This window comes from Kangiella sediminilitoris, assembly GCF_001708405.1.
Classification (GTDB): Bacteria; Pseudomonadota; Gammaproteobacteria; order Enterobacterales; family Kangiellaceae; genus Kangiella; species Kangiella sediminilitoris.
In genome coordinates, this window is the sequence record NZ_CP012418.1 from 1,502,658 (window position 1) to 1,518,259 (window position 15,602).

16 protein-coding genes are annotated in these 15,602 nt (G+C 42.3%); 4 read left to right on the top strand and 12 right to left on the bottom strand.

Annotated elements, in window-relative coordinates:
- Positions 1–45: 45 nt before the first annotated feature.
- Entirely contained in the window at positions 46–1,596 is a 1,551-nt protein-coding gene (locus tag KS2013_RS06890; protein WP_068991650.1) for a hypothetical protein, read from the top strand.
- On the opposite strand, the gene KS2013_RS06895 is transcribed toward KS2013_RS06890, so the two are convergent.
- A complete protein-coding gene (locus KS2013_RS06895) occupies positions 1,558–2,760 on the bottom strand; it encodes a YihY family inner membrane protein (protein ID WP_068991653.1) in 1,203 nt (400 codons plus the stop codon). The genes KS2013_RS06890 and KS2013_RS06895 overlap by 39 nt on opposite strands.
- Positions 2,761–2,807: 47 nt before the next feature.
- Between KS2013_RS06895 and arsC the strand changes: the two genes are divergently transcribed.
- From arsC to KS2013_RS06910, 3 genes are read left to right on the top strand one after another with little or no spacing between them, the layout of a single operon-like run.
- Positions 2,808–3,161, top strand: coding sequence for an arsenate reductase (glutaredoxin) (gene arsC, locus KS2013_RS06900; RefSeq protein ID WP_068991658.1), 354 nt, complete (start codon positions 2,808–2,810; stop codon positions 3,159–3,161).
- Between the two features lies 1 nt (position 3,162).
- A complete protein-coding gene (gene wrbA, locus KS2013_RS06905) occupies positions 3,163–3,762 on the top strand; it encodes an NAD(P)H:quinone oxidoreductase (RefSeq protein ID WP_068991664.1) in 600 nt (199 codons plus the stop codon).
- The gene (locus KS2013_RS06910; RefSeq protein ID WP_068991666.1) at positions 3,755–4,168 is read left to right on the top strand and encodes a DUF2069 domain-containing protein; all 414 of its coding nucleotides are present in this window, start codon (positions 3,755–3,757) and stop codon (positions 4,166–4,168) included. Before wrbA ends, KS2013_RS06910 begins: the two co-directional genes overlap by 8 nt.
- A gap of 41 nt (positions 4,169–4,209) precedes the next feature.
- Here KS2013_RS06910 and aroC read toward each other — a convergent pair whose 3' ends face one another.
- The 11 genes from aroC to KS2013_RS06965 form a co-directional block, all read right to left on the bottom strand.
- Positions 4,210–5,298, bottom strand: coding sequence for a chorismate synthase (gene aroC, locus KS2013_RS06915; RefSeq protein WP_068991668.1), 1,089 nt, complete (start codon positions 5,296–5,298; stop codon positions 4,210–4,212).
- The gene (gene aroA, locus KS2013_RS06920) at positions 5,288–6,595 is read right to left on the bottom strand and encodes a 3-phosphoshikimate 1-carboxyvinyltransferase (protein ID WP_068991672.1); all 1,308 of its coding nucleotides are present in this window, start codon (positions 6,593–6,595) and stop codon (positions 5,288–5,290) included. The genes aroC and aroA overlap by 11 nt, the downstream gene beginning before the upstream one ends.
- A 29-nt stretch (positions 6,596–6,624) precedes the next feature.
- Positions 6,625–6,867: a hypothetical protein gene (locus KS2013_RS06925; RefSeq protein ID WP_068991675.1), complete on the bottom strand. Its 243-nt coding sequence runs from the start codon at positions 6,865–6,867 to the stop codon at positions 6,625–6,627.
- 45 nt (positions 6,868–6,912) lie between these two features.
- Positions 6,913–7,719, bottom strand: a complete 807-nt coding sequence (gene trpA, locus KS2013_RS06930) for a tryptophan synthase subunit alpha (RefSeq protein ID WP_068994454.1) — start codon at positions 7,717–7,719, stop codon at positions 6,913–6,915.
- 16 nt (positions 7,720–7,735) lie between these two features.
- Complete coding sequence (gene trpB / locus KS2013_RS06935) at positions 7,736–8,959, bottom strand: tryptophan synthase subunit beta (protein ID WP_068991678.1); 1,224 nt, start codon at positions 8,957–8,959, stop codon at positions 7,736–7,738.
- A 3-nt stretch (positions 8,960–8,962) separates the two neighbouring features.
- On the bottom strand, positions 8,963–10,336 hold the full coding sequence (gene trpCF / locus KS2013_RS06940; protein ID WP_068991680.1) for a bifunctional indole-3-glycerol-phosphate synthase TrpC/phosphoribosylanthranilate isomerase TrpF: 1,374 nt from the start codon (positions 10,334–10,336) through the stop codon (positions 8,963–8,965).
- Complete coding sequence (gene trpD, locus KS2013_RS06945) at positions 10,329–11,336, bottom strand: anthranilate phosphoribosyltransferase (protein WP_068991683.1); 1,008 nt, start codon at positions 11,334–11,336, stop codon at positions 10,329–10,331. Before trpD ends, trpCF begins: the two co-directional genes overlap by 8 nt.
- The gene (locus KS2013_RS06950) at positions 11,320–11,940 is read right to left on the bottom strand and encodes an anthranilate synthase component II (RefSeq protein ID WP_068991688.1); all 621 of its coding nucleotides are present in this window, start codon (positions 11,938–11,940) and stop codon (positions 11,320–11,322) included. The genes trpD and KS2013_RS06950 overlap by 17 nt, the downstream gene beginning before the upstream one ends.
- Positions 11,937–13,505 carry an anthranilate synthase component 1 gene (locus KS2013_RS06955; RefSeq protein WP_068991692.1) on the bottom strand — a complete coding sequence of 523 codons (1,569 nt, stop codon included), beginning with the start codon at positions 13,503–13,505 and terminating at the stop codon, positions 11,937–11,939. The genes KS2013_RS06950 and KS2013_RS06955 overlap by 4 nt, the downstream gene beginning before the upstream one ends.
- Entirely contained in the window at positions 13,495–14,529 is a 1,035-nt protein-coding gene (aroF, locus tag KS2013_RS06960) for a 3-deoxy-7-phosphoheptulonate synthase (protein WP_068991696.1), read from the bottom strand. Before aroF ends, KS2013_RS06955 begins: the two co-directional genes overlap by 11 nt.
- Before the next feature lie 346 nt (positions 14,530–14,875).
- Complete coding sequence (locus KS2013_RS06965) at positions 14,876–15,586, bottom strand: ParA family protein (protein WP_068991699.1); 711 nt, start codon at positions 15,584–15,586, stop codon at positions 14,876–14,878.
- Between the last annotated feature and the right edge of the window lie 16 nt (positions 15,587–15,602).

Consider the following 15,602-nt stretch of genomic DNA (forward strand, 5'->3'; position numbering starts at 1 on the left):
CTTAAAGCAAATTACAACTGGTTAAGGCTATAAAGGGAAGCACTTATGGAGTCGATACAATTAACCTATCCATCAACTCAAGAGGGACAAGAGTTTATGATGGATAACCGGCCTGCTGCTGTCAGGCAATGGCTAGAAGAGCAAACCTTCACCGATATTAATCAATCACTAAGAGAGCTATTACACGCAGCTAAGACTTTCAATAGAAGCGAAAGCAAGCTGACATATCGTGAAGAAAATCTGGATACTCTGAGTCAAGGCTATTTGCAAATGAGCCGCCACTTCAGACAGCATAATGACCAAAGGGTTGTCACACCGACTGATCAACAAATAAAGCTTCTTAGTCAGTTAACAGCAGAGCTAGCCTATGGTTACAAGCGCGTAGTCCATGAGCTAGCAGAACAAAAAATGGCTCTTAAAAAGCAGGTACGTCTTGCACACGCCATTAATCAAGCACAGCACTACCTTGGACTGCATCTAATAGAGCACTATCAGCAGTACGCACCAATACCCAGTTATATCTGGCACGAACTTCATAAACTATATCACTTTGCAGAAAGAGAAAGTTTGCACCAGTTGAAGCAAGCAAATGGTTCAGAGGAAACACTACAGGCCCTCGATTCAATTGAAAATACCTATAAGCGTAACTGCTTAATGTCTGTAATTAACCCCTACCATACAGAAGGAAACCTACATTGGCATTTATTCAAATACTTTGGACATTGGAGTAAAACAACCTATCTATCGTCCGACTTAAAACAGTACTCTGATAGCGAGTGTTTCATCATTGACTTGCTTAGCAGTAGACGCCCTGAATATGCAGCGGCAGATGTCGAATATGAAGAACATTCTCTATATCGACTACTTATTACAACAGAACTTTTAAAGGAGCTGCAACATCAACTAAAGTTTTACGAGCAACATCATAAACTTCCTCAGCACGGTTTCTACCCTTCTATCGATAAAAACTCAGGTTATAAATTATTACAGCAGATATACGCATACTGCGATCACCACATTGAGCGGAAAGACCCTCGCTATCCAAGTCAAAGTAACATTAACCTCACGATAGGTCTCAGCCCTGTATTCAATGTACTGTCACAATTAAAGCATCCTCTTCTTGATATAAAACAAGAGAATGATTATCCCCACCTGATACGTTGGCAGGCGACCAACTATAGCAAGGGTGGAGTTTGTCTAAAGCAGCCTTTAGCGGATGTATCAAGTTTAAATGTTGGCAATATCGTCTTTATTAGAAAGGAATCAAGCCAGTCACAAGGACTGGTCGGTATTATTCGCTGGTTAAATGGCAACCGCTCTACCGGCGCATCAATGGGCGTGGAGTATCTGAAAGGGAAAGCCGAACCCTGCCATTACCTGACTCGAAACAGGCAAGGTGAAACGGTACAGCATAAAGTTATCCTAATTCACTATGAAGCAGAAAGACAAATGCTTCTAATTACGCCCAGGAATCTTGTCGGCAACAAAACCTCACTGAGCATTCAGTCAGATGGAACAATTAGCGAATATCACGTCATAGCTACAAAAGACAGCAACTCATTGGTTACTGTCTTTGCTGTGGTCCCTAACAATTGAAACATCTAACTCCTCACTAACGGCTTCATTAGCCGACTCAACGTATTTAGTAAAACTGGATTCTTCCTCTGCATCAAGGATTTGGTTGTTGTTGGGTAGTCTCCAGGGACCTTGGCGATAAACCCTTCCAATAGTTAGATCGCTAGCATTAAGCTTTAAACAGTACTGGTCATTTTCAAGTTTGGCTAAGTAATTCAGACTTAATAACTGCTCGACCAAATGACGTAATGTTTGGCCATGGAGGTAAGAAAACTTACTCTTCAATTGAGCAATCGTCACACTGGACTCACTAGCCTGAGCCATCGCAAAAAACTGTAAAATTTTAAGAATAGATATAAACTCATGCTCAGTTTTTTCACTCTGCATTTCAAAGCGATGTAAGGCGAAACAGATAACCGCGCCAAACAATAGAATCAACCAAGATAAAAATACCCAAAGGAAAAACAGTGGAATCGCAGTAATTGCGCCATAAATTACTTCATAAGTAGAAAATTTGGTAACAAAAATAGCGAAACCATACTTAGCTAATTCAAACAGGATAGCGGTGACAGTCGCTGATAAAACTGCAAGCCGGAATTTTACATGGCTGAATGGAGTCACCATATATAGAGCAGTGAAAGCCAGTACTATTAATATAAAAGGCAGTCCAAAAGTTAGAACCCCACTTATTTTACTGACCAATGGCAACGCAGCAAAATAGGAAGAGGCAGCCAAACTTGCTGCAATTAAGATAGGTGCCATAGTTAGCATAGCCCAGTAAGACAGCCACTTCTGAATACCACGTCGTCGATTACGAGTTTCCCAGATAGTGTTAATAGCTCGGTCAATCGCTCGCATCAGCATTAACGAAGTAACAATAAGAAAAGCGAAACCGACTGCTGATAAATTTTTTGACTTGGCTACATACTCATTAAGGTGTTCCTGAACCGCCAACCCGGTTTCAGGCAACAAATTCTTAAATATGAGGTCCTGAACCTGAAGGTTCAGATTATCAAATGCAGGAAATATCGCCATCAGGCTGACGGCAACCGTCATCAGAGGTACAAGTGCCAGCATGTTGTTGAGCGTTAATTCAGCCGCCATTGAGCCAGCATTTTTTTTTGCAAACTCACTAAAAACAAATTTGGAGAAGGCTTTTAGCCATTTAATCCTTTTTTCTAACATCAAATATGCCTAGAATAGTCGCATCAATTGTTCAACTTTAAACTATTATGAGTGATTTTAACATCTTACATAACCCTCGTTGCTCAAAATCTCGACAAACACTTGCTTTATTAGAAGAGAATGGCATTCAACCTACGGTCATTGAGTATCTTAAAACACCACCGTCCGAAAAAGAACTTTCGGGTATCATTAAGAATTTAGGTGTCAGCGCACGTGATATATTACGTACCAAAGAAGCTGAGTATAAGGAAGCAGGCCTGGATAACAAGGAGCTAACAGATGAGCAAGTTATTAACCTGATGGTGCAATACCCAAAAGTCATTGAGCGCCCAATTGTATTTAACGAGACTGTAGCTGCCGTTGGGCGTCCTCCTGAAAACGTTCTCGATATTATTAAATAGTATGAAAAATATTTTAGTACTTTATTATTCTCGCTATGGTCACACTCGATCCATGGCAAGACTGATCGCAAGAGGCATAGACAGTGTTGACGGATGCCAGGCAGTAGTTCGCACGGTACCTGCGGTATCTGCTGACCATGAGTCTCTTGCAGACGCTATTCCTGAAGAAGGTGATCCTTATGCTTCTCTCGAGGATCTGGAGCAATGTCATGGGCTGGTTCTAGGTAGCCCAACCCGATTTGGTAATATGGCAGCTCCGCTAAAGTACTTTCTGGAAAAAACCTCATCGCAGTGGTTGGCTGGAACTTTAAGCGGGAAGCCTGCAAGCGTGTTTACTTCTACTAGCTCGCTGCACGGTGGACAGGAATCAACCTTACTTACGATGATGGTTCCCTTACTGCACCATGGCATGGTTATTGCTGGTATTCCCTACTCTGAAACGGAGTTAGTAAAAACCACCTCAGGCGGTACTCCTTATGGCGCCTCACATGTAGCAGGAGCAGAAAATGATAATGATATCAGTCAATCAGAAAAAGCTCTTTGTCTAGCACAGGGAAAACGGATGGCTGAGCTTAGCAGGAAATTGAACTCAAATGACTGACTCAACTAATATACATTTAAAAAAAGCACTTCGAGCACGATTAATAGCCGTTGCCAGCTTCGTAGCCACCGTTATCATATTACCCTTTTTTATATGGTTTAATCATCAGCACCCAGTCATGCGCTGGATCTCACTGGCCATTTGGTGGGCACCGTTATTGTTTGCCCTGCCAGGTATGTTTAAAGGTAAAACTTATACCTATGGTTGGACAGGTTTTATTATTCTTCTACCCTTCTTCTACGCTTTCTACTTTATTATCGAGCCGGATAAAGTTGTCTGGTCATCCATACTTGTGGTTTTATCAGTTCTATACTTTCTGGCTTCTGTTAGTTATGTTAAGCAGTATGCCTTATCTCAAGGGATTAAAACCAACGCTGAAGCAAAGAGAGCCAAAGGCATTGAATAGATCTTTACGGAAATACAAAAGGCTGGATTCCCAGCCTTTTCCTAAAACAACTCTTTATAAGCCCTGAAACGTAGAAAGTGATCGCATAAAACCAAGGCTGACATAGCTTCAACAATTGGAACCGCTCTGGGTAATACACAGGGATCATGACGCCCCCGTCCATGAAAGACCACATCCCTTCCTTCTTTGTTGACCGTTTCCTGTTCACGAATAATAGTAGGTGTTGGCTTAAAAGCTACCCTGAATACGATCGGCATTCCATTGGAAATACCGCCTAAAACACCACCCGAGTTATTTGACCGGGTTCGCACCACACCGTCGTCGTCAAAGAAAATATCATTGTGTGTGGATCCTTGCTCAAGAGTCCCGGCAAAACCTGAACCAATTTCAAAACCTTTACTTGCATTAATGGCTAGCATAGCTTTAGCTAAATCGGCTTCCAGCTTGTCGAATACGGGCTCTCCCAGTCCAGCAGGAACACCTCTCAATTGACACTCTACAATGCCGCCTAAAGAGTCCCCAGACTTTCTGGCTTTTTCAATTTTGGTTACCATTTTATCGGCCAATGACTCATTGGGACAACGCACTAAATTGGTTTCAATTAATTCGGGATTTATATCTTCGGGCTCAGTCGTCAACTCTAAGTCCTGAATACTTTTGACGTAGCCAATAATATCCACACCAAGCGCCTGATGAAGCACTTTTCGTGCAATTGCACCAGCCGCGACATGTCCGGCGGTAATTCTTGCGGAACTGCGGCCCCCACCGGCAACATCTCTTATTCCGTACTTCTTGTGATAGGTGTAATCTGCATGGCTGGGACGAAATAGCTGAGCCATTTCAGAGTAATCTTTACTTCTCTGATCTTTATTACGAATAAATAAACTTATTGGGGTACCCGTGGTTTTACCATCAATAGTACCGGATAAGATTTCAACAGAATCGGCCTCATCTCGACGAGTGGTAATCGAACTTTGTCCTGGGCGGCGCTTATCCAAATAGGGCTGGATATCTTCCTCAGATAGCGCTAATCCTGCCGGGCAACCTTCGACAACTACCCCGATACCCTTCCCATGGGACTCACCGTAGTTGGTAACCCGAAATAATGTTCCTAAGCTATCACCCGCCATTCTGCACTCCAATTAATTGACTGTTAACATCAGCCACTTCTATTCCTATTTTCTCAAGATAGTCCCAATATAAAGGAAATGATTTTTCCACCGCCTGAGCGTCTTCGATTACAATACCCGGTATACGAATACCAATCAAAGCGAAGCTCATTGCCAGACGATGATCATGACAGCTGGATAAAGTGGTTGCCTGTAAATTTTGACCGCCAGTTACGGTTATGCTGTCTTTGCTATAAGTAATCTCTGCACCTAATTTATTCAGCTGTTCGCAGAGATCCACAATTCGATTGGACTCTTTAAATGCGAGATGGGCAATATTGGTGATATGAGTTATACCTTCGACAAATAAAGCCAATACTACTAACGTTGGAACAACGTCTGGCATATTGCCCATATCTACTTCAGTCCCCCGTAAAGAGCCTGTATATGAAACTTTTAAGGTACCTGCCTGACACTCAACCTCAGCTCCCATTTTAGAGAGAATTCCATAAAATAGTGACTCACCCTGAGGAGAGTTAAAGTCAAAGCCTCTAATGGTTACTGAAGTTTTGCCCAACAATGCAGCGACCATAAAGTAACTGCTGCTGACGACATCGCCTGCAACGTCAATGTTTGGGGCTGATAGATATTGTTCTCCTTTCACCAGTAGCTCACTACTGGATATATCTTCCACGCGCCCACCAAATTTTTTAATAGCTTCTTTTGTCAGCTCAACGTAACTGGATGAAACCGTTTTACCTACAAGCTTTATTCGTGTGTCACTCTTTGCCTTTAATGACGCTATTAATAAAGCACTCAAGTACTGACTGCTACGACTTGTATCAAGAGAAATAGTCCCTCCCCGAAGAGGCCCCTTTAACTTAATGGGTAAGTTGTTCCCACTAACTTCAACTCCCAAGTCCCGCAAGCTCTGTGCGACCTCTGCCATCGGTCGCTGACGCATTTGCTTACTGGCATCAATCACAGTTTCTGACTCTAGATTACTAGCCAGGGCAGTCACAAAGCGACTTAAGGTTCCGCTATCCCGACAATTAAGTTTAACCGTCCCCTGTTGCTTATACTCCCTGATACCTCGAATAGAGACTTCCTTCTCACTCAAATGACGTACTGTGGCACCAAGTTTGCCTACTGCATCGAGTGCAGCTTCAATATCATCATTCTGAGGGAGGTTCCTCAACACAGTTTCACCATTAGCAATAGCCGCCAGAGCTATATACCGATTTGCCAGATATTTACTACCCGGCATCACTACTTCTGGATCAACAATATGGTGAGAAACAATCTTTTTAGTTGTCATAATCTAATCTTTTAAACAAGATAGGGGCACTATGGTTGCAGTTCCTCAATAAGCTCTGAGAGTAGCTCGACATCGCGATCACTCAAGCCATCTGATTCAACCGCATCCTCTACAAATAATGCGAACTCTGCGAACCACTGTTCATCTGTTAAATCATCCGCAGGAATTAAATCAACCATAGGGACCAGATAACCTACTAAAAATAACTTCTCTTCCTCTACTTCCTGCTCCAGTTGCAATAACCTTTGCTTGATATCGTCAGCAATCGACATAGCCTTACTCTCTCTTTTGTGTTGTCTTGTCAAACTCAACCCAAATTAGGCAGTTTGGGTATGGTTTCTATGAGCAGCTTGAGCTATGGATCGTACATACTCCCCAATATGCTCAAGCATAATCTGAGGGTTATTATAATGTTGATTGATCAAGTTAACTATGGCTGAACCCGTAATAATTCCATCAACTCCCGCATTAGCCGCATCAAAAACATGCTGAGGCTCTGAAATACCAAAACCTTGTACCAAAGGCGGGCTATTAAATTTTTTTAAAGTATCTAGAAATTTAGTACTGGCTTTATTAGCAGCGACCTCGGTTCCCGTAATTCCTTTTCTGCTAAGTACATAGGTATAGCCACGGCTTGTCGCTGCTATCTGTTGTAAAACCTCATCAGTAGCATCAGGCGGAGCAATAAAGACAAGATCAACTCCCTGGCTTTCAGCCACATCTGAGAAAAGCTTAGATTCTTTGACTGGACAATCCGCAATCAATACCGAATCTATACCAGCAAGACGACATTTATTAAAGAAGTTTTCCAGTCCTTGAGCAAAAGCTAAATTAGCATAAGTCAGCAAACCTATCGGCAACTCGGGATACCTCAGCCTTACTTCACCAATCAGCTCTAAGCCATCAGAAATAGAGAACTGGTTAGCTAAGGGACGTAAAGTTGCTTGTTGAATTACAGGTCCATCCGCAACTGGATCTGAAAAAGCTAGCCCAAGTTCTAACCCATCTGCACCGTTCGCAACCAACGTATCAATGATATCCAGCGACAGTTCTTTATTAGGATCACCGACGACGACAAAGGGAATATAGGCTAACTGCCCTTCTTCTCTAACTCTTTTGAACATAGTGTTATAGCGCACTTCATTCACCTCTTTGCTTTTGTTCTATGATATCCATGACATGATTCAAGTCTTTATCACCTCTGCCGGATAGGTTTACCAATAAAACTGTCGGTTCTTCCGCGTGTTCACTTAACTTTTTTGCGTAAGCCAATGCATGAGATGACTCCAGCGCTGGTATGATACCCTCCGCGAAAGATAACTCCTGGAATGCTTCCAGGGCTTCATTATCTGTGACTCCAACATATTCAGCACGACCTGAGGTCATTAGGTGAACATGTTCAGGGCCTACTGCCGGATAATCCAAACCAGCTGAAACAGAATGAGATTCAACTATCTGGCCTTCTTCAGTTTGTAACGTATGTGTTCTGGCACCATGGATAATCCCTTCCTTGCCTTTGAGTAAGGTAGCACCATGAGCGCCACTATCGAGACCATGGCCAGCAGGCTCTACTCCAATTAACTGCACCCCATTATCGGGTATAAAATCAGTAAATATACCGATTGCGTTAGAGCCACCACCAACACACGCTATAACTGCATCAGGCAGCCGCCCTGTTTGCTCTATAATCTGGCGTTTAGCCTCTTCACCGATGACCTGTTGAAATCGTTTAACCATTTTAGGAAACGGATGTGGGCCTGCAACTGTTCCAAGAAGGTAGTGCGTATCATCATAATTTGTTGCCCAATCACGAAGTGCTTCATTTATGGCGTCTTTAAGGCTTGCACTTCCGTTATCAACCGGTACAACTTCTGCCCCCATTAGTCGCATTCTAAAAAGATTAGGCGCTTGACGCTCACAATCTTTCTTACCCATGTAGATGGTTGCCTTCAGCCCCAGAAGTGCGCAGGCTAAAGCTGTCGCTACACCATGCTGTCCTGCACCAGTTTCAGCAATAATACGTTTCTTTCCCATTCGCTTGGCCAATAGTGCCTGAGCCAAGACCTGATTGGTTTTATGTGCTCCACCATGGAGCAGATCTTCGCGCTTTAGAAAGACTCGGCAGTTATCGTTGCGACCAAACGTTTGACATTCAGTTAAGGGGGTTGGTCGCCCCGCATAGTCACTCAATAGACTATTGAGTTCATCTAAAAACTCCTGGTCAGCGATAGCGTTTTCAAAAGCTTGTTCCAGCTGCTCCAATGCAGGCACTAAAATCTGAGGCACAAACTGACCTCCATACTGTCCGATATATGCCCCGTTATATTCATACTTTTTACTTTCGTGTTTCTCAGCTACTGACATAATTTACCTCTTAGTATTTCTTCCAGATTTTGCGCGAGCATTGAAGAAAAGTTCACTCACTTTGTCTAAAGATTTAATGCCCGGTTCTGATTCTGTACCGCCGCATACATCTATTGCACTGACCCCTAATAGCTTTAGTCTCTGAATGTTGTTTGAATCAATACCACCAGCAACTCGAACCTTAAGATTTGGAAAGTGTCGTTTAAATTCATTAATCAGAGACCAGTCAAAATTCTGTCCAGTACCACCTGTTAAATCTCCAATTTTTGTATCTAAAAGCACCTCGTCCACAGCATACTCAAATGTTGTAGGAATCTTCTTATCAGGTTCTATGGAAAGCACCTTGGACAACTTGCAATGTTCAGGGAGAGCTTCCTTTAGTTCTTTGACATAACTGACGGACTCATCGCCGTGTAGTTGAACTGTTTCAAGATCGTGCTTATTAACCAGCTCTAATACCCGTTCAAGGCTGTGATTTTGGAATACACCAACTCTTGGCTTATGACTTTTAAGCTCATTATCCTTGAAGTATCGCGGAGATCGCTCTACAAAGATCATACCCAGAGATGAAGCTGGAGTGCTCTGTAATGCATCAGCATCGTATTGATTTGTCACTCCACAGATTTTGATATCACCATAAACTAGTTCGCTGGTGGCTTTATCTAAATCCTTTTGAGACATCAGTGAGCTACCAACCAGGCAGGCATCTGCAATAGGAGATAAACTCAATACATCATCATGGCTATTAATACCGGACTCAGTAACGACAATGACATCGTCTGGGACATTTCTTGCCAAACGCTCTGTATGAGACAGGTCGACACTTAAATCTTTTAAATTCCTGTTATTGATACCGATGATTTTTGCATCAAACTTAAGAGCTCTTTCCAACTCTTTATCATCATGAACTTCCGTTAAAATATCCAGAGCTAGCTTTTCGGCCTGTTGTTTACAGGCTTGATAGGATTTGTCGTCTAATACCGACATCATTAGTAAAATTGCATCCGCACCATGGTGACGAGCCAGTCGGACTTGCTTCGGTTCTAAGATAAAGTCCTTACAAAGAACCGGCTTATCCGTGTTTTCACTAACATACTTTAGATTGGCATAGCTGCCTCTAAAGAATCGGTCTTCTGTCAGCACCGAAATGGCATCGGCATACTGATTATAAACCGGTACGATTTCTTTCAGGTTAAAATCAGAACGTATCAATCCTTTAGACGGTGATGCCATTTTACACTCCATAATAAAACCGAAGTACGGTTGACTCAGCGCATCATAAAGACTTCGAGTACTTTGCTCCAGTTCATATACATCAGAACTATTGGCTAAGGTTTCTCTCCTGTGGTCGACAATTGCCTGTAGTACGTTAACCATGCGACAACTCCTTGATCTTCTCTAGCTGCTGCAAGGCTTTCCCACTTTGAATCAGATCTCGTGCTATTTGATAGCCATCATCATAACTGCCAGCCAAATCATTCAATACCAATAATGCAGAACTATTAACTGCAACCATATCAATGTGAGCTTCAGTACCTTTCCCAGTCAGTAATTTGATTGCTGACGTTTTGTTATCAATATCTTTTGATGTTTGAATATCCGATAAAGAGTGTCGTTTAGCTGAAAAATCTTCAGGAGTTAACTCTTCCATTGTAATGACACCATTATTTAAGCTAACAGCTTTGGTTTGACCATGAACAGCAATTTCATCCAGACCCGAACCATGAACGATTAAAGCTTTCCTGGTGCCAAGTAGCTTTAGAATTTCAGCAAACGGCTCTAAGTACTGTTCATCGTAGACACCTAATAACTGCACATCCGGAAGTGCTGGATTTGCTAATGGTCCAATTAAATTAAAGATTGTCCTAGTTTTTAATGACTGTCTTACAGGCATCACATGCTTAACGCCTTGATGATATTCCGGTGCAAATAGAAAGCAAAAATTAGCACTATCCAAGAGCTCCTTACTCTTGGCAGCAGATAGATTAATATTAACCCCGAGCTGCTCCATTAAATCAGCAGATCCACAGTTAGAAGAAACAGATCGATTACCGTGTTTCACTATTTTTACGCCAGCAGAGGCAGCCACAATTGATACCAGGGTAGACACATTAATCGTATTTAGCCCGTCTCCTCCTGTTCCACAACAATCACTGACAGAGTATTGAGGTGGTGGGAAATATTGAGCTTCATGACGCAATGCCGCGGCAGCACCCGCGATTTCCTCTACAGTTTCACCTTTTGTTTTAAGTGCAGCTAACATGGCGGCAACAACCGGTATCTCAATATCACCTTTCAATACTTCTCTGAACGAGCAGCTGGCTTGCTCAAAGTTCAAATGCCGTCCTTGATACACATTCTCAAGCAAATTCAGCATATACTTTCTCCTTTCCTTTAAAGCTGGTACTACCCTTGGAAAATAATTGAACAAAGTTTTTCAAAATATCAGTTCCTTTTTTGGACATAATACTTTCAGGGTGAAACTGAAGACCGTAAACTGGTAACTCTCGATGGGATACAGCCATCACTTCCTGATCATTTGTTTCCGCATCTATTTGTAAAACGTCTGGGATAACTGTTCCTGCAAGGGAATGGTAACGGGCGACCCTTAAGCTTGTGCCAAGACCCGTTAAAACACCGCTACCATGTGATTTCACAACATCGGTTTTACCATGAACAATTGCCTTTGCAGGCGTAACTTCGCCACCATAAGCAGAGACGATAACTTGATGCCCTAAACAGACTCCCAGAATAGGTGTATACCCATTCAAATCTCTGACCAGACGAATGCAGTGACCAGCGGTTTCTGGTGAACCAGGCCCCGGAGAAATTACCAATAAGTCGGTGAGTTTGCTGTTACGAAGCAACTCTTCATAATCAATATCATTTCGACAGACCGATACTTCATGCCCTAATGATTCAAATTCATAGGTGAGGTTGTATATGAACGAATCGTAGTTATCGATAATCAAAACCTTCATACTAATACCTCGGAATTAATTTGTTGTTTTCGACATGCATCAATAACAGCCTTAGCTTTGTTTACAGTTTCGAGCGCTTCCTCCCGGGGTATTGAGTCATGAACAACTCCAGCTCCAGCCGTAATTTCAGCTACACCGTCGGTTACCACTGCAGAACGGATAATAATGGCGCTATCAAACTCGTCATTAGCATTCAAGGTGCATACGGCGCCCCCATAATAACCACGAGCTTTGTCTTCCTGCTGCCTGATAATCTCCATAGCCTTTATTTTTGGTGCTCCAGTCAACGTGCCCATATTGGCGCAAGCTCGATAAGCGACCAAGGAATCAATATCAGGTTTCAACACGCCTTTAACTTCAGAAACCATGTGCTGCACATGAGAATATTTGATAACTCGTTTAAGCTGAATGACTTCTCTTGTACCCTTTTCCACGATTTTCGCCAGATCATTCCTGGCTAAATCAACCAACATCATATGCTCAGCGTTCTCTTTAATATCCTCAATTAATTCAAACTCTATGCGCGAATCCTGATCGTGATTGATTTGCCCGGTGATTGAGTCAAACGCACGCTTGCGGGTACCTGCTATGGGATATAGAAATACTTCTCTTTGTCGATTAACTTTAAGTGCACTCTCAGGACTTGCACCAAACAGTTCTTTATCACCAAAGTTAATAAAATACATATAGGGAGAAGGGTTACTTAACCTTAAGTTGCCATAGGCCTGGAAAGGATTGGGGCATGAAACAGAGAAAATACGAGACAGAACCACCTGAAAGATATCGCCCTGCTTAATTCGCTCTCTGGCCTCCTCAACCTTCTGGTAGAAATCCTTGTCAGCAATGTTGAGAGCAATTTCAGTGTTCCCCATAGTAGCGGGGAAACTTAAGGTATCTGAAACAGATGAACCCTTCAGTATTTGATAAATTTGCTCGAGCTCAACACCAAGCCTGACAGTATTGTCTGCGTTACTACCAAAGCCCTTCACTATAATTTTGGCATTTTGATTATCATGACTCTGAACTACCAGTTGGTCAGCAATGTAGAAACAGTAGTCTTCTTGATTTTTTTCAATATCAGGCAATGTTTCATATTGTTCAACAACCTCATAACTAAACGCTCCTATCAGCATAGAAGATTCATTACCGGCAGAGTCTTCAGTTTTTATAAGGTCTCTTAATTTCTGCAAAACCGATACCGTAGTGTTCTCAAATAAGCGCTCTCTTTCATCACTCATCTGAGGGCTTCCTTTACAAGTCAATTCCAGAGAAACTTTTTTGTCTTTTATTAAAAAATCTCGGCAAAATTCGCGACTGCCTAGAACAGCATCAAGAATAAAACTCCCATTCTCATTCAGAGCATTGAGAGTAACTGTTTTGCCCAGTGCCTTAACCTGTAAAGCAGCAGAGAGCATGCTCACGCTATTCTTATGATGATGGGTTCCAGCTTCTGCCGTTTCTAACAGAGCGGTATGACTTTGCTTTCCATTATCAGATAAAACCGCGAACACTTGATAAGGACTCAGGCTAAGAGGTAATCTTCTACTCAGTGTACTAACCTGCATAATCGAACTCCTTAATGCTACGTCCGCTAGCCTTAATAAATGGAACCAGCTGTTGCATTAGTTGTGAAAAGTCATCTGCTGACAAGGCCTGTGCAGCATCAGATACGGACTCTCTAGGGTTTCTGTGGGACTCAATAATCAATCCATCTGCACCACAGGCTACTCCTGCTTTTGCCATGGGACTTACTAAAGTGCGAACACCCGTACCATGAGAAGGATCAACAATGACAGGCAGGTGACTTTTTTCTTTTATGAAGGCTACTGCGTTAAGGTCCAGAGTATTTCGGGTTGCAGTTTCGAAAGTCCTAATTCCCCGTTCGCAAATCATCACATTAGGGTTGCCGGTTGCAACAATATACTCAGCTGCAAGTAATAATTCTTCAATTGTTGCTGACAAGCCACGCTTCAGAAGAACTGGGTGTTTAGTTTCTCCCACGGCTTTAAGAAGTGTGTAATTTTGCATATTTCTGGCACCGATTTGAAAAGCAGAAACATGAGTAGCGATATCATCGAGGTCATTGATATCCATTATTTCGGTGATAGTATCCATACCAACTTCCTGTCCAACCTGCTGCATTATTTTGAGTCCCTCAAGCCCCAGTCCTTGAAATGAGTATGGGCTAGTTCTAGGTTTGAACGCGCCCCCTCTCAATACAGTTGCACCACTCGCCTTAACCTGCTTAGCGGTTTCTAAAAGCTGGTCGTAACTCTCAATGGCACAGGGTCCAGCCATAATAGTGAAGTCATCACCACCGACAGGAGTATTACCGATAGGGATCACAGTGTCATGTGGATAGATCTCTCTACTGACTAATTTGTATTTACTTAGTACTGGCTTTACATGTTCAACTTGAGGATGATTATCAAGGTGGAGGGACTGTAGAATACGCTCATCTCCAAGCGCACCAATTACTGTTCGCTCTACTCCCGGCATGTGTAGTGGCTTTAAACCTGATTGCTCAATCTGGTTTAAGATTTCTCTAGCATCGGCTTCACTAGCAGTTGGTTTCAAAATTATAATCATGGAAATTTCCTTTAAAGTTAATTTAATCAGGCATAAAAAAAGCCCGCACAATGGCGGGCTTCTGTCATATTCAATAGACAATAACCCACCCTAGTGAATCCACCACCATGTAAATTTAGCGACTGTGTTTAGGTTTGTTACTGACATAATTAAGTTTCTCTTCTCTTAATGTTTACTTTTCATTCAGGCATAAAAAAAGCCCGCATAGTGCGGGCTTTTATGAATTCATTTCGTCTATACGCAAAGGAGCCCGCCACCTAAGTAACGTGCCACCACCAAATATTTTTAACGTAAAATTTTTTCATAAACAGTAAACTAGTTTAAAAATTGCTTAGGGTCAAGAAATTTATTTACCTTTAACAAATTTTTCAACCTGACTTTCAGTTTTAAGCCTCGTGTTACCCTGCTTTGCAAGAAGTCTTTCTATATTTGAAGTTAAGGCCCATATTTCCAGTTTCGCTGCCGGATCATGCCACTCTGCCACGGTCAGGCCATCAGCAAATGAATCAAGATAAGCCACACGATTACCTAATTTAGTTGAAAAATCTTCCAGTCCAAGCTCTTTTTTTGCGCTGGAAACAACATCCTCAGCAGAATTAGTACGTACACGGTAGCGATTCCAGCAGATTCTAGCCTCGAGACTGTTATTTATCTGCTTTGCTTCTTCGACGATTTCAGCCAGATGCTTTGTAGACCAAACCTCGACCTGAGAAGGAGCCATTGGTATGAGTACGGCATCCGATAATAGAATGACGGCTCGTGTCAGGTTTGTAATACGAGGGTGCCCATCAATGAGAATGTACTCATAGTCATTGATATTGTCTCGAACCAGAGATTGTAAGTGCTTAAGGTTCTTAGCGACCAAAACGTCTAGATTTTCAATGACATAACCTTCATTTCTTATGTCATACCAAGTCTTCAGGGAGCATTGAGGAACGTCTGTATCAATCATCAACACATTACCAGACTCAGATAATGTCGAGGCAATATTCGAGCAGAGGGTTGTTTTACCAGCCCCACCCTTCATTTGGACAAAACTCAATACTTTCGCACGCACGGTGAACTCCCTATAT

Coding starts and splice junctions, on each gene's coding strand:
- KS2013_RS06895 (WP_068991653.1), bottom strand. CDS start 2,760: ATGTTAGAAAAAAGGATTAAATGGCTAAAAGCCTTCTCCAAATTTGTT.
- aroF (WP_068991696.1), bottom strand. CDS start 14,529: ATGATTATAATTTTGAAACCAACTGCTAGTGAAGCCGATGCTAGAGAA.
- aroA (WP_068991672.1), bottom strand. CDS start 6,595: ATGACAACTAAAAAGATTGTTTCTCACCATATTGTTGATCCAGAAGTA.
- trpB (WP_068991678.1), bottom strand. CDS start 8,959: ATGTCAGTAGCTGAGAAACACGAAAGTAAAAAGTATGAATATAACGGG.
- wrbA (WP_068991664.1), top strand. CDS start 3,163: ATGAAAAATATTTTAGTACTTTATTATTCTCGCTATGGTCACACTCGA.
- trpD (WP_068991683.1), bottom strand. CDS start 11,336: ATGCTGAATTTGCTTGAGAATGTGTATCAAGGACGGCATTTGAACTTT.
- KS2013_RS06890 (WP_068991650.1), top strand. CDS start 46: ATGGAGTCGATACAATTAACCTATCCATCAACTCAAGAGGGACAAGAG.
- KS2013_RS06950 (WP_068991688.1), bottom strand. CDS start 11,940: ATGAAGGTTTTGATTATCGATAACTACGATTCGTTCATATACAACCTC.
- KS2013_RS06925 (WP_068991675.1), bottom strand. CDS start 6,867: ATGTCGATTGCTGACGATATCAAGCAAAGGTTATTGCAACTGGAGCAG.
- aroC (WP_068991668.1), bottom strand. CDS start 5,298: ATGGCGGGTGATAGCTTAGGAACATTATTTCGGGTTACCAACTACGGT.
- arsC (WP_068991658.1), top strand. CDS start 2,808: ATGAGTGATTTTAACATCTTACATAACCCTCGTTGCTCAAAATCTCGA.
- trpCF (WP_068991680.1), bottom strand. CDS start 10,336: ATGGTTAACGTACTACAGGCAATTGTCGACCACAGGAGAGAAACCTTA.
- trpA (WP_068994454.1), bottom strand. CDS start 7,719: ATGTTCAAAAGAGTTAGAGAAGAAGGGCAGTTAGCCTATATTCCCTTT.
- KS2013_RS06910 (WP_068991666.1), top strand. CDS start 3,755: ATGACTGACTCAACTAATATACATTTAAAAAAAGCACTTCGAGCACGA.
- KS2013_RS06955 (WP_068991692.1), bottom strand. CDS start 13,505: ATGCAGGTTAGTACACTGAGTAGAAGATTACCTCTTAGCCTGAGTCCT.